A 12,705-nucleotide genomic window follows, 5' to 3' on the forward strand; every position below is an offset into this window, starting at 1 on the left:
GCCTAGCCGAACACCCGTTTCATCGAGCGTTCGAGCATCACGAACTGCCAGAGCGTGCGGCCGTGCTCGGCCCGTCCGGCCCGGTGTTCGTCGGCGATCCGGGCGATCGTCGCCATGTCGAACCACCCGGTTTCGCCCAACGTCCGCGACTTGGCGAGCGCGACCGCCTCGCCCGCCAGCGTGCCCCTGAACCAGGCGCTGATCGGCGTGACGAAGCCCATCTTCTGGCGATACAGAATCTCGCGCGGCAGATAGGGCTCCATCGCCTTCTTCATCAGCCATTTGCCCTCGCCGCGACGGAGCCGCATGTTCGCCGGCAAGGTCGCGCAGAATTCGATCAGGCGGTGATCGAGCAGCGGCTCGCGCGCCTCCAGCCCGACCGCCATGCTGGTGCGATCGACCTTGGTGAGGATATCGCCGGGCAGCCAGTGCTTGATATCGGCATATTGCGCGCGGTCGATCGCATCGCGCGCGGGCGCGTTCGCCATCGTCGCGACATAGCGATCTTCCGCGCGATAGCCGCCGAGCTGCGCGCGGGCACCGGCAGCGAACAGTTGCGCGCGAAGCTCCGGTCCCGTCACGCCGACCGATCGCGCATACGCCTCGCCGCCACCTTGCGCCAGCGCAAGCAGCGTCGACTTGGCGCGCAGCGGACGCGGCGCCCAGTCGGCCTTCGGATAGAACCGGCCCAGCGTTCCGAAGACCTCGGTACGAAGATGCGCCGGGAGCAGGCCACGGACGCGCTCTTCCGCCGCTTGGAATTTATACCGACGATAGCCGGCGAGCGCTTCGTCCGCGCCGTCGCCGGACAAGGCCACGGTGACGCTTTCACGCGCCAAGGCGCAGACCTGATAGGTCGCGAGCGCGGATCCGTCGGCAAAGGGCTCATCGAAGCTTGCGACGAGCGTGTCGATCAGGCCGAAATCGCCCGACGCGACGACGCGTTCGCGGTGATCGGTCGCGAACCGGCGCGCGACCGTGTCGGCGTATGCGCGCTCGTCATGCCCCGCCTCGTCAAACCCGATCGTGCAGGTTCGAACCGCCTTCGGGCTCGCCTCGGCCATCAAGGCGACGACCGCCGAGCTGTCGACGCCGCCCGACAGGAACGCGCCGAGCGGAACGTCGGCGACCATTCGCGAGCGTACGCCGGCGCGCATCCGGTCGACCAGTTCCTCGCCGAGCGCCTTGGCCGAGCCGGTCGCGCGATTGGAGAAGTCGATGTCCCACCATTTGCGCGGTTGCGGCACCGGACGCCCGCGCTCGATCAGCAGGAAATGGCCGGCCGCGAGCTTCTTCACGCCTGCGACGATACACGCGTCGTCGGGCACGTAACCGAACGCCAGATAGTCCTCGACTGCGCCCAGATCCGGCACGCGGCGCAGTTGCGGGTGCGCTAGCAGGCCCTTCAGCTCGGACGCGAAGGCCAGCGACCCGTCCGCGAGCTCGACATAGTGGAGCGGCTTCACCCCCATGCGGTCGCGCGCGAGGAACAACGTGTGCGCCTGCGAATCGTGGATCGCGAACGCGAACATACCGTTGAGCCGATCGAGCATCGACGGGCCCCAGGCGCGCCAGCCGTGCAGCAGGACTTCGGTATCGCCCCCGGTCCGGAAGATCGCGCCCTTGGCGGTCAGTTCGGCGCGGAGGTCGGCGAAGTTGTAGATCTCGCCATTATACGTGATCGTCAGCGACCCGTCCGACATCGGCTGCGGCGAGCCCTCGAGATCGATGATCGAGAGGCGACGATGGCCGAGGCCGACCCCCGGCGCGGTCCAGATTCCATCGCCGTCGGGGCCACGATGCGCCTGCGCGGCGATCATCGCGAGGACGCGGTTGGGCTCGACCGGCTTGGGGGTACCCGGGTGGAAGATCCCGGCGATGCCGCACATCTAGCGTGCCCCCGCGATTTGGCCCGCGGCGCGATCGGCGATCCGGTCGAGCGGCCCGAGCGCGGATAGGAAGCGCGCGATCGGGCGCGGATCGGCGCTCTCGGTCGACAGGTGGATCGCCACCGCGCGTTGCGGACCGCCGAGCAGCCGCGCCTTCATCGTCTCGATCTTCACCAGCGTCTCGTCATGGGTGGTTGCATCGCCCACCCGGTACCACGTCGCGACGATCCGCTCCACGGGGCCGGGCGCGGTGATTCGCATGACGCTGCCACCCGCGCCGCTCGCGTCGACGATGTTGGGAAGATCGGCGACGCGCACCCAGCGATCTTCCTCGCGCAGCACGCCGGTGCCGAACGCGATCAGTTCCTTGCCCTCGTGCTGGCTGCCGAACACCGCGATGCTCATGTCGACGGTCGCTCCCGAGGCGTCGCCATAGCGGCCGAACAGATAATGATCCGCGCCGGGATAATAGGGCATCCACGGCGCGCGCGTGCTGACCGGCACGCGGTGCCAGCCGGCAATCTCGGGCAGGTCGATATGCGCGGGCAATCGCTGGGCCCGCCCGGCGACCGCAGCGCTCCAGGCGGGGAACACCGCGACGGTCGCCACCGCGAGACAGGCGGCGAGCACCGCGCCGGTACGATGGCGGGGCGGCGCCTTGAGCGTCGCGGGGTCGAACGCGGGATCATCGGGTGCGCGGTCGAACCACCGCCAGCCGATCGCCAGTACGCCCGCCATAACCACGCCGAAGAACACCCAGCCATAGATGATGTGGTCGATCCCGGTCGCCGCCTCAACCGAGGTCAGGTCGGCCGCCCAGATCGTCCCGAACGCGCGGATACCGTTGGCGATCACCGGCACGACTACCGAGACAACCAGGAAGATCGCCCTACGTCGGCGGGAGACGAAGCACAGATTGGCCACCAGCACGCCGAACGCGACCATTGCGATAACGAACTTGGTGCCCGAGCACGCCTCCGCCACCTCGAAATAATAGCGGCCCGCGTGGATCAGCACGCCGTCGACCACCGCGGGCACGCCGACCACGTGCAGCAACGGCATGACGATCGCGACCGTCACGGTCTGGAGCGGCGGTTCGAGACCTTCGCCGAACGGCACGAGGAAGAATGCGTAGCACAGGGGGAACAGCAGTCCGCGCGCGACATTGGGGCCGAGGATCGTCAATACGGCGCCTTGCAGCATCATCACCAGCCCGAGTTGGCGCGCGAAACCGACCGAGGCGGCGTCGCCCATCAGCCAGCCGACCCCGCCGATCGCGATCAGCGCGAGCCCCGGCCACCAGCCGGTCGGCACGAGCTTAGCCAGCTCGGTGCGGCGCTGCCATACCAGCCAGGCGATCACCGGACCGATGAAGAGGCAATGCCCGAAGGTCGTGCTGGTCCACCAGATCCGCGCGAGATCGCGGACGTCGCTGCGGAAGATCAGCAGGATGATCGCCATCACCAACGCGAGCGCGATCCCGTGGCGGCGCCAGTGGGTCATGCTTCGAGGTCGAGCAATGCGTCGAGCGGCGCGAGGCGTGCGTCCCAGCTGTAGCGTCGGATCACCTGCGCACGAGCGGCGGTGCCGAGTTCGGCGGCGGCTTCGGGGGCGTCGAGCAGCGCGATTACCTGGTCGGCGAAGTCGCGCGCGGTTTCGGCGACGCGGATCGTGCCGGCGTGGTCGATCCCCTCGGCCGCGGCGGTGGAGGCGACGACCGGACGCGCCATCGCCATCGCCTCGAGCACCTTGTTCTGGATCCCGCGCGCGAGTTTGAGGGGCGCGACGCAGACATCGGCGGCAGCAAGCCAGCCGCGGACGTCGTCGACTTCGCCGGTGACGGTGACGTGGTCGCCTGCGAGCGCGTGGACTGCGGACGTGGGCGCGCGGCCGACGATCGCGAACCGCGCGGGCGTGTGCTGGCGGACGAGCGGGAGGATGTCGCGCGCGAACCAGGTGACGGCGTCGATGTTGGGGCGGTAGTCCATCTGCCCGGTGAAGACGATCAGCGCTTCTGCCACCGCTTCTGCCCCCCTCCCTGAGAGGGAGGGGTTGGGGGTGGGTCGGCCGGCTTTTGCCACGGGCGTTTGAGCTTGAGGAAACCAACCCACCCCCGGCCCCTCCCTTTCAGGGAGGGGGGCAGGATTAGCGAATTGCGCTGCCGGATCGAACTTTACCGAGTCGATGCCGTTTTCGACAGCGAGCACACGCCCGGTCGCGCCGCCGTCGCGAAACATCGCGGCTTCGGCGTCGCTGACGAACAGGCTGGCAGAAACTCGCGCCGCTACCTGCCGCTCGAACGCGCCGAGCAGCCGGGCTTCGCGCCGCATCATCCAGCGCATGGGGCCGCGTGTGTCCTCAGCGAACCCGGCGAACTTAGCGGAATCGACGTCCACGAAATCCATCACCACCGGCGGTGCGTCGACCGGCAGATACTGCGCCATCTGGCCTGAGAAACAGTAGACGCCGTCGACGACGCGCATCACGCGGTCCACCGCCGCCTGCATCGCGGGATGCGCGAACGCGGTCAGCGATACCGGCCTGCCGGTCGCCAACGCCTCGACCGCCGCCCGCTTCTGAGACTTGGTGCGCGGCACGATCGTGCAGCTCGCCAGCATGTCCGTGAACGCCGTCGGCGGATCGACGTCCGCCGCGTCGTCCGCAAACGCGACCAGATGGACGCGCGCTCGCTTCGCCAGATACTGGAGGATGTGAAAGCTGCGGATCTTGTCGCCGCGGTCGGGCGGGAACGGCACGCGGTGCGCCAGGAACAGCAAGCTCACCCCAGACCTCGGGAGATCCACGGCCCGGCGGCGTTGGCGGCCCACAGCGGCAACCGCTTCCACGTCCGCACCATCAGCGCATATTTGGGGTTGAGCGGATTGACCTCGCGCGCGGGTCCGTTGCTGCGCTTGGCGTACAGTCTCGGCTCGGGCACGAACCCCCAGTTCTTCTTGAACGCCGCCGCCCCGGTACCGGTCTTCGAGCGCCCGAAATCGAACCGCGTGCATCCCCGCGCGCGCGCGTGCGCCATCAGTGCGAAATACATCCGGTCGTTCGCACGAAGGCCCCGCGCGGCGTCGGTGCCGCCGCCCCAATAGGGATAGACGATGCCGTCATGATACAGGCTGAGGACGCTTGCCACCGCCCTGCCCTCATGCCGGACGGTCAGAACATCGGCATCCATAGTATTCACAACGCTACGGAAAATTTTTGCTGGAAAGACCGGCGTGCCGAGATTGCGGACCGACTCCGCGTAGACATGATAATGCTCTGCGAGCAGTTTGCGGTCGTTGCCCGTCACGATCTCCAGATCGAACCCGAGCGACCGACGAACTTCGGCGCGCTGTTTCCGCGGGATCGCGAGCAGTTCGGCGTCGTCGTCCACCGCCAGATCGCGCGCGAAGCCGAGATAGCTGGTATCATCGCTTGCCCAACCCTCAGGCGCCCGACCGCCGCGCAGTTCGACCGACGGACAGCCGATTCGTAGCGCGAGGTTCCACGCCCCCGCCGCGAGCGGCTCGACCGCATCCCCGAGCACGCCGCCATCGACGCCGAACCCGGTCGACACCAGCGCGCGCCCGAACAGCGGCGAGCGCATCTCGGTCAGCGGCAGCACGCCGACGATCGCACCGCGCGCGTCCTCCGACAGCAGATAGCGCGCGCGCTGGCCACAGCCTTCCTGCACCGCGCGGCTCCATGCGGGCAGGTGAAACGGCGTGGCGCCCTCCGTCATCGCGACGAACGCTTCGATCTGCGCGCACGCCGCCGGATCGCGAAGGTCCGCTTCGCGCACGCCGACGGGCATCGGCGCGGTCACGCCAGCCGAGCCGCTTCGCGTGCGACGACCGTGTCGACGCGGCCCCAGGCGTGGCGCCCGAGCAGCCCGCGCAACTTGCCCGCCATCGCGCCCAACCGCGAATAATGCCGGATCTTCGACCGCAACGGTGCCGCGGCAACGCGTGGTTGCGACGGATCGATCTCCCAGGGGTGGAAGTAGAACATCGCCGGCCGGTCTTCGCGATTGACCTGACGCACCGCGAAATCGGTGATTGCCGCGGGGAGCAGGCGGAAGAAACCGCCGCCCGTGGCCAGCTTGCGCTCGCCGAGTTTGGCGACCGTCACCGGCACCTCGATCAGCGCGCTGTCGGCAAGCGGCTTGAACCCGTAGCGCGGCGCGTCGAGCCAGCCATAATGATCGTGCTTCACCGGCGCGACGCTCGAGGAATAGGCATAGCCCGCCTCGGCCAGTTCGACATGCGCCCAGGGCGTCCGCTGATCGATCGAGAAGCTCGGTGCGCGGTAGCCAGTGACTTTGGTACCCGCCGCATCCTCGATCGCCTTGCGCGCGCGCACCAGATCGGCGCGGAACACCTCCGGCGTCATCGTGAAGACGCGCTGGTGATCCCAGCCGTGGCTGGCGATCTCATGCCCGGCATCGACGATCCGCCGGATCAGCGCGGGATAGCGGTGCGCGACCCAGCCGAGCGTGAAGAACGTCGCCTTCGTATCGCGTTCGGCAAACAGCGCGAGGACCGCGTCGGTGTTCGCCTCGACGCGCGGCAGCAGCGAGTCCCAGTCCGCCTTGTCGATCACGTTTTCGAACGCACCGACTTGAAACCAGTCCTCGACATCGACCGACATGCCATTGAGAACGGGGCCATTGAGAACGGTAGGTTTCCGCGCCGTCACGTCAGGCCGCATCATGCCAGGCAGCAACGCCGCGGATCGGCGAATAGTCGGGCTTGTCGGTATCGCTCTCGACCCAGTCGACGAGCAAGGTCAGCACACGGCGCAGCGCCTCATCCTGCAATTCGACGCGCGCCTCCAGATCGGCGATCCGGTCGACGATCGCCGGATCGAGGGGCGCCATGGTGGGGACGGAAGCGGGCGCGGCCTGACGATCGGTCCCAGCCTCCGAGACGTGCGCATTCTTCGCGGTATCCGTCGCGATCGTCGGCAGGTCACCTTCGAGATCGCGCTGGACCGCGCGCACGACGGCAGCGTCGATCACCGTCAGGTCCTCGATCGCGGCATGCAGCATCACCCGGCCGGCGAGCATGTTCAGGCGACGCGGCACGCCTGCCGAGCCGGCGTAGAAGGCGGCGAACGCATCGTCCGCGAAATCGGGATTGCCGGTCCAGCCGACCACCGACAGACGGTGCGCCAGATATTCCGACACCTCGTCCGCCTCCATCGGATCGAGATGGTGGATCGCGATCACGCGCTGGCGGAGCTGTTCGAGCCGGTCCGAGCCGTGCAGCCGATCGCGAAACTCGGGCTGGCCGAGGAGGACGATCTGGAGCAGCGCGTGCCCGCCGGCCTGGAAGTTCGACAGCATCCGCAATTCTTCGAGCGCAGAGATCGGCAGCGCCTGCGCTTCGTCAACGATCAGCAGTGTCCGCTTGCCGGTCCGCGCGACCGCGTGCAGCCCGCGCTCGATCGCGGTGAGCAACTCGGCCTTGGTCAGCCGGGCGGGATCGACCTTCAGTTCGGTGGCGACGATCCGCAGCAGATCGTCCGCCTCGATCGCGGTGGACACGAGCCGGATCGCGTTCAACCGCTGGTGATCGATCGTATCCATGAGATGGCCGACCAGCGTCGTCTTGCCCGCGCCGATATCGCCGGTGATGACGATAAAGCCCTCGCCCTGCGCCAGACCATAGCCGAGATACGCCATCGCCTTGCGGTGCGTCGCGGTCTCGAACCAGAATTTGGGATCGGGGGTCAGCTGGAACGGCCGACCCGTCAGACCATAATGCTCGTCGTACATATCTTACTCGCCTTCAGAACTGGTACCGCGCACCGATCAGCGCCTGCGCCGACCAGTCGCTGTCGAGGTCACCGACCTTGAAGCTGTAAAGTCCGAGCGACGCGGAGGTGCCAAGTCGCCCGAAATATCGATAATAGGTGCCGGTCGCGCCGTACGACCAGACGCTGTCGTCACCCGAGATGGCCTCGAGCGGGACATTGGCGACGCCCGGCTCGTAATAGTTCGCGAACAGGTCCGCGTTGATCCCCGAGACCTGACTGAGCGACCGCGCATAGAAAAGCTGTGCGTAATAGCTCTGGTCTTCGAGCCCGGTGACGACCAGCCCCGGCGCGCCGTCGGGCGCATAGAGACGGCGATTGGTGTAGCCCACGCCGCCGCCCCAAGTCGAACGACCACGGGTGGCGACGATCACGCCGTCGACCCCGCGTGCGCGGTAGCTCGCGGTCGAGATCGACTGGAACACGTTGTCGAGACAACCACCCGGCTGCGCGCCGCTGGTGCCGAACACGCAACCGTTGAACTGCTGGCCGAAGCCCTGCTGCCCGCCCGAAATGAAACTGGTCGGCAGATTGCCGAGACCGGTGCGAAGCTGGCGGCCGAAGGTCTGGATGCCGTCATAGACGTTGACCGCCATGCCGACTGACTTCGACGCTTGGTACGTCGCGGTGCCGGTGAAGCTGAGCGAACCATAGCGCTTGCCGAGATGCCCCTCGACCGAGGTCCGGCGGTTGGGTCGCCAGATCACGCCCGCATCGTAATACAGGCCGTCGGTACGATACGCGATCCGCCGCGGCGACGCGTCGTTGGTGACGAACCGGCCGTCCCTGTCGAGCACCGGCGCACCGGCTGCATCGACCAGCGCATCCTTCTGGCTGGTCTCGATCTTCTCGTAGCCGACGCCTGCGGTCAGCGCGACATAGGGCGAGATCGGCTGGAGGATATCGCCGCGGCCGTAATAGCCCTCGTACCGCTGCTCGAGCTGGCTGGCCGTTTCGCGGTCGTACGCGCCGCTGACCGTGATGCCGAAGGGCGCCACGCTGCCCGGCGCGGTCGAGGCGCGCGCGGTCACGGTGTTGCCGATCGAATCGTCGTAATAATCCAGCCGCTGGCCCGCGAGCGTCGATCCGCCGAAGGTGGGGGTCTGGACCTTGGTGTAGCCGAGGCGATAGTTCGCATCGAACGTGACCGGGCCGGCGCGCGTGGTCAGGCTCGGTCCGGCATAGACCGAGTAGAGCTGCGACACGTTGTCGACATTGCCGATCAGCAGGCCCGGTGCGGCGCCGCGGATATCGGAGCGGGTCCGCGTGGCGATACCGCCTGCCTCGAGCGTCAGGTTCGGCGTCACGCGGGCGTCGACGCGCGCAAGTCCCGAGTGAATGTCGTTGTCGACGGCGTTCTTGTTCCAGGCGAACCGGTGTTCGTAGCGGTAGCTGACCTGCCCCGACACGCGCTGCGTCGCGATCGCCGCATCCACGCCGGCGGCAAGGCTGGTGTAGGTGAGCACGTCGCCGCCATCGAGGTCGGCGTCGAAAATCTGGCTCGCCTCGATATAGGGTCTGACCGACACGCGTCGTTGGGTCTGGCCGGACTGCGCGGTCTGCTCCAGTTGCGCGGGTTGATCGGTCGCCCCCGCCTGCCCCGACTGGATGGTCTGGGCCGCCGCCGGCGCGCCGAACGTCAGCGTCGTGCCCGCCAGCGCGAGTATCCGGAACGCGTGCCGGCTCACTGCGACACCTCATGGCCGTAATAGCTGCCGAACCGCGCGCCGCCCTGCACGAACGACACGGCGTTCAGGACGAGCTGGATGTGCTCGCATCCGTCGAGCAGGTTGACCGCAGCGCGGAGTTCGCTTTCGGGCGTGCGATCGGCGCGTACGACGAGCATCACCTGGCCGACGCGCATCGCCAGCACCGAGGCGGGCGACGCGGCGAGCGCGGGTGGCGAGTCGAATATGACGATGCGGCGGGGGTTGGCCGCGAGCAGCCGCGCGATCACGGTTCTGGTCCGCGCACTGGCGAGCAGTTCGGTGTCCATCGCGGTCTTGGTCCCCGCGGGCAGCACCGAGAGGTGCGCCACGTCGGTCCGGATCACGAGATCCTCGACATCGATCGCAGAATCCGCAAGCGCATCGAGCAGTCCGGCACCGGCGCTGAGCCCAAGCTGGTTGGCGACATCGGGCTTGGCGACGTCGGCATCGACGAGCAGCACTTCGGTGTCGCGCTCGGCGGCGATCGAGAGCGCAAGGTTGATCGCGCAGAAGGTCTTGCCGTCCTCGGGCCGTGCCGAGCAGACCAGGATCATACGCGCCTTTTCGGGGCTGTCGCTTTCCGCGATCCGCGCGCTGGCGATCAGCAGCTGGCGCTTGATCAGGCGAAACTCTTCGGCGAGCGGACCGACCGGCGCGCCGGGCACGATCATGCCGTTTGCCGCCAGCATGCCACGATCGATCCGCGCGGTATCGTCAGAATGGTCCGGCGGCAGGTAGAATTCGTCGGACAGTTCGCTGCCGATCGGCGCGCGCAGTTCTTCGGGGATCGCCAGGAAGCTGGCGTCCTCGAATGTCGCGTCGAAGGCGGGACCGTGGGTCGGCGCGCGGTCCGGTGCCTCGGTCTGGAGATCGTCGACGGCAGGAACGTTCACAGGCTGGAGATCGTCGACCGGCGCCGGCGGAGCGCTTCGCGCGCGCAGATGCGCGTTGAAGTCGTAGACCTTGGCTGCGCGTTCGAGCAGCGAGGGTTCGCGATCAGGTTTCGTCACGGTCATCCCCCTTTATGCCGCCAGTCCGCGCTGCAGGATCTCGACCCCCAGCAGCAGGACATAGGCCGCGCCCAGAGCGGCGGTGCCACCCAGGAACATCTTCAACTTCGAACGCCGCTGGTCCGACTGGACCCGCGTCACGACTTCGCCGATCGACCCGATCACCGGCATCCCCGCTGCCTTTTCGAGCCGCGTCGTGGTCGCGAACGTCGTCCGCAACTGCCCCATCGCAAACGCTGCGCCGATCCCCGCCGCGAGTCCAGCGACCAGCACGCCCGACAGCAGGAGCATCCGGTTCGGCGCGCTCGGCGTCCGCGGCATGGTAGGCGGATCGATGACGCTGAACTTGACATGATCGCTCTGCGACTGCGCCTGCCCCATCAGCGCGGTCTGCTCACGCTGCGTCAGCAACGTGTCGTACTGGTCCTTGAGCACCTGGTAGTCGCGATCGATCGAACCCTGTTCTGCGGCAACCTCGGGATCGCCCGCGAGCTTCGAATTGAGCATGTCGAGATCGCCCTGCAACTGGCTCTTCCGCATCCGCAGCGACGCGACGGTCGCCTGACGGTCCGCCACCATCGACTGGAGCGAGGCGTAGAGCGGGTTCTGCGCGCTGCCATTGGCACTGCCACCGGACAGCGGCTCGCTCCGCGCCGCAGCCGTCGCTGCCGCCAGCTGGCTCTTCAACGCCACCACGTCGGGATGGTTCTCGGTATAGCCGCGCGCACGCGCATCGGCTAGCTGGCCCTGGATCGCCTGCAACCGCGCGCGTGCTGGCCCCGCCGCGCCGGCTACACCGCCAACGCCCGCCACGGTCGCGGGGGTTCCCGCCATCTGGCCCTGCACTGCGGCGAGGCTCGACTGCGCCGCGGCCAGATCGCCATCGACCTGCGACATCTGCGACCGCGCCGCACCGATCCGGTCGCTGATCGACCCGGTCCCCGGCAACGCGCCGAGATAGCGGTTCTGGAAATCGGCGCGCTTGCCCTCGGCATCCGAGAGCTGCTTCTGCCGTGCCACGAGCTGCTGGTCGAGGAAGGTCAGGCTCTGCGTGGTCTTCGACCGATCGCCCGCCAGATTCTGCTCGACGAACAGATCGATCAGCTTCTGCGTGACCTGTCGCGCCAGCTTGGGGTTGGAGGCGGTGGCGGTAATCTGAAACAGATTATCCTGTTGCGAAACGATCTTGATATTCTGTGCGAGGCTCGACACGCGGTCGGCGACATCGCGGTCACTCGACACGGTCGCCGCCAGATCGGTGCCGCGCACGACCTTTTCGAGCGTCACCGCCGAGGTCAGCGTGGTGCGGATCGCGTCGACACTCATCGGCACGCTCTGCGGTACGCCATCCATCCCGGCGGGCAGGATCGTCTGCATCTGGACGAACACGCGCGCGGTCGACTCATACCGGCTCGGGATCTGCGAGACGACCAGCCAGCCGAGCACGCACACGCCCCACGCCACGCCGAGCGCCAACCAGCGCCGCGTCCAGATCGTGTGGAGCGCGATGCGCACCTCGTCGTAGATCCCGTTCATCTGGGCGTGCCTCAGAACATCGATTCGGGGATGATGATCACGTCGCCCGGCTCGAGCCGGACGTTCGCCGAGGAATCGCCCTTCTTAAGCAGATTGCCGATCTGCAGCCCATATTCGGTCTGCTTGCCGGTCGCGCGGTCGTAGCGGACCAGCCGCGCCTTGTTGCCCGCGGCATATTGGCTGAGACCGCCGACCGCGATCATCGCATCGAGCAGCGTCATGTTCGCGCGATAGGGGATCGAGGCGGGCTTCTCGGTCGCGCCGACGATGCGGACCTGCTGGCTGTACGTGCCGCTGAAATTCTCGACGATCACCGAGACGATCGGGTCCTTGATATAGGCGGCGAGCGCCTTCTTGATGTCGTCGCTGAGCATCGCCGGGGTCTTGCCGACCGCGGGCATGTCGTTGATCAACGGCGTCGTGATCCGGCCGTCGGGACGCACCTGAACCTTCGACGACAATTCGGGATTGCGCCAGACGAAGATGTTGAGCTGATCGAGCGGGCCGATGACGTATTGCTCGCCCGGCAGCTCCTTGTTCGCGACATAGGCGGCAGGCGGCAGTTCGGGACGACCGCCGGTGCTCGTGCAGGCACCGAGCGTGGTTGCGGCCACACCAAGGGTCAGCAGGGATTTCGAAACGGATCCGGAACGCATTGTCACTTTTCTCCTGGTGTCACACCGCCCATCGGCAGCCCGACAGTCGGCTAAACTCGGCCTTCGCTATGGAGGGAACAGGTGAAGATAGCGT

10 protein-coding genes are annotated in these 12,705 nt (G+C 67.4%); all 10 read right to left on the reverse strand.

Annotated features, from left to right (window positions below; translation table 11 throughout):
• Nucleotides 1-2 precede the first annotated feature (2 nt).
• The 10 genes from C8J43_RS13945 to C8J43_RS13990 are packed head-to-tail and all read right to left on the reverse strand — an operon-like array spanning nucleotide 3 to nucleotide 12,611.
• A complete protein-coding gene (locus C8J43_RS13945; RefSeq protein ID WP_133031373.1) occupies nucleotides 3-1,889 on the reverse strand; it encodes an XrtA/PEP-CTERM system amidotransferase in 1,887 nt (628 codons plus the stop codon).
• Nucleotides 1,890-3,392 carry an exosortase A gene (gene xrtA / locus C8J43_RS13950; protein WP_133031374.1) on the reverse strand — a complete coding sequence of 501 codons (1,503 nt, stop codon included), beginning with the start codon at nucleotides 3,390-3,392 and terminating at the stop codon, nucleotides 1,890-1,892.
• Nucleotides 3,389-4,672 carry a glycosyltransferase gene (locus tag C8J43_RS13955; protein WP_133031375.1) on the reverse strand — a complete coding sequence of 428 codons (1,284 nt, stop codon included), beginning with the start codon at nucleotides 4,670-4,672 and terminating at the stop codon, nucleotides 3,389-3,391. Before C8J43_RS13955 ends, xrtA begins: the two co-directional genes overlap by 4 nt.
• Nucleotides 4,669-5,709, reverse strand: coding sequence for a FemAB family XrtA/PEP-CTERM system-associated protein (locus C8J43_RS13960; protein WP_133031376.1), 1,041 nt, complete (start codon nucleotides 5,707-5,709; stop codon nucleotides 4,669-4,671). The genes C8J43_RS13955 and C8J43_RS13960 overlap by 4 nt, the downstream gene beginning before the upstream one ends.
• Nucleotides 5,706-6,593, reverse strand: coding sequence for an XrtA system polysaccharide deacetylase (locus C8J43_RS13965; RefSeq protein ID WP_243645580.1), 888 nt, complete (start codon nucleotides 6,591-6,593; stop codon nucleotides 5,706-5,708). Before C8J43_RS13965 ends, C8J43_RS13960 begins: the two co-directional genes overlap by 4 nt.
• The gene (locus C8J43_RS13970) at nucleotides 6,583-7,662 is read right to left on the reverse strand and encodes an AAA family ATPase (protein WP_133031377.1); all 1,080 of its coding nucleotides are present in this window, start codon (nucleotides 7,660-7,662) and stop codon (nucleotides 6,583-6,585) included. The genes C8J43_RS13965 and C8J43_RS13970 overlap by 11 nt, the downstream gene beginning before the upstream one ends.
• Nucleotides 7,663-7,675: 13 nt before the next feature.
• Nucleotides 7,676-9,388: a hypothetical protein gene (locus tag C8J43_RS13975; RefSeq protein WP_243645573.1), complete on the reverse strand. Its 1,713-nt coding sequence runs from the start codon at nucleotides 9,386-9,388 to the stop codon at nucleotides 7,676-7,678.
• Nucleotides 9,385-10,425, reverse strand: a complete 1,041-nt coding sequence (locus C8J43_RS13980) for an AAA family ATPase (protein ID WP_133031378.1) — start codon at nucleotides 10,423-10,425, stop codon at nucleotides 9,385-9,387. The genes C8J43_RS13975 and C8J43_RS13980 overlap by 4 nt, the downstream gene beginning before the upstream one ends.
• 6 nt (nucleotides 10,426-10,431) lie before the next feature.
• Entirely contained in the window at nucleotides 10,432-11,955 is a 1,524-nt protein-coding gene (locus C8J43_RS13985) for an XrtA system polysaccharide chain length determinant (RefSeq protein ID WP_133031379.1), read from the reverse strand.
• An 11-nt stretch (nucleotides 11,956-11,966) separates the two neighbouring features.
• Nucleotides 11,967-12,611: an XrtA/PEP-CTERM system exopolysaccharide export protein gene (locus C8J43_RS13990; protein ID WP_060524577.1), complete on the reverse strand. Its 645-nt coding sequence runs from the start codon at nucleotides 12,609-12,611 to the stop codon at nucleotides 11,967-11,969.
• Nucleotides 12,612-12,705: the final 94 nt, after the last annotated feature.

Source organism: Sphingomonas sp. PP-CE-1G-424 (assembly GCF_004341085.1).
Lineage (GTDB): Bacteria > Pseudomonadota > Alphaproteobacteria > Sphingomonadales > Sphingomonadaceae > Sphingomonas.

What these genes read in the sequence shown, in the direction of transcription:
- C8J43_RS13945 (WP_133031373.1), bottom strand. Translation starts at nt 1,889, where the DNA reads ATGTGCGGCATCGCCGGGATCTTCCACCCGGGTACCCCCAAGCCGGTC.
- xrtA (WP_133031374.1), bottom strand. Translation starts at nt 3,392, where the DNA reads ATGACCCACTGGCGCCGCCACGGGATCGCGCTCGCGTTGGTGATGGCG.
- C8J43_RS13965 (WP_243645580.1), bottom strand. Translation starts at nt 6,593, where the DNA reads ATGCGGCCTGACGTGACGGCGCGGAAACCTACCGTTCTCAATGGCCCC.
- C8J43_RS13970 (WP_133031377.1), bottom strand. Translation starts at nt 7,662, where the DNA reads ATGTACGACGAGCATTATGGTCTGACGGGTCGGCCGTTCCAGCTGACC.
- C8J43_RS13980 (WP_133031378.1), bottom strand. Translation starts at nt 10,425, where the DNA reads ATGACCGTGACGAAACCTGATCGCGAACCCTCGCTGCTCGAACGCGCA.
- C8J43_RS13985 (WP_133031379.1), bottom strand. Translation starts at nt 11,955, where the DNA reads ATGAACGGGATCTACGACGAGGTGCGCATCGCGCTCCACACGATCTGG.
- C8J43_RS13990 (WP_060524577.1), bottom strand. Translation starts at nt 12,611, where the DNA reads ATGCGTTCCGGATCCGTTTCGAAATCCCTGCTGACCCTTGGTGTGGCC.